Raw genomic sequence first — 542 nt, 5'->3', positions numbered from 1 at the left:
TCGCGTTGGGCGCGCAAAACGGCTTCGACTGGAAGGGTATTGCGGCGAGCGCGATTGCATCCGGGGCGAGTGCGTATGTCGGAGATGCGCTCGGGCAGATGAAGCTTGGAAAGGCACTGCCGTCGCTGAGCCTGGGCGCGTCGGCGCTCGCCTCGGGAGTGACGAGTACGCTGGTGCGCGGCGGGAGTTTGCAACGCAATGCCGGGGCGATCGCGGGCGATACGATCGGGGCGATGGTGATCGCGCAGATGGCGGCGAAGTCGGTTGCGCCGGCGAAGGTGAAGATGGATGCGCCGACCGACGGCAGCACAGCTACGCTGTACGGCATGGACGGCAATGTTGATGCACTGGTGAAGCAGTCGGGCGATAGTGGAGATGCGGGCCTTCAGTTCGGAAGCATGGCGAGTTGGAATTTGGCGGTTAAGGCATCGACGAGCGGCGCAGAAAGCTATGCAGCGGCAGACGCAATCAGTCCGTATGGCGGGGCAGCATACAGCGTGGAGCAGATGCGCGCCGAGCGGCTGTCCGAGTTGCAGATCCAG

General features: G+C 64.0%; 1 protein-coding gene. It reads left to right on the top strand.

Annotated features, from left to right (window positions below):
• Positions 1-542: hypothetical protein (locus QCE79_RS33495; RefSeq protein ID WP_309851810.1), on the top strand; the 542-nt coding region annotated here is incomplete at both ends.

The organism is Caballeronia sp. LZ003, from assembly GCF_031451465.1.
In the GTDB taxonomy this organism is placed as follows: Bacteria; Pseudomonadota; Gammaproteobacteria; order Burkholderiales; family Burkholderiaceae; genus Caballeronia.
This window is presented reverse-complemented; position numbering and strand designations above follow the sequence as displayed.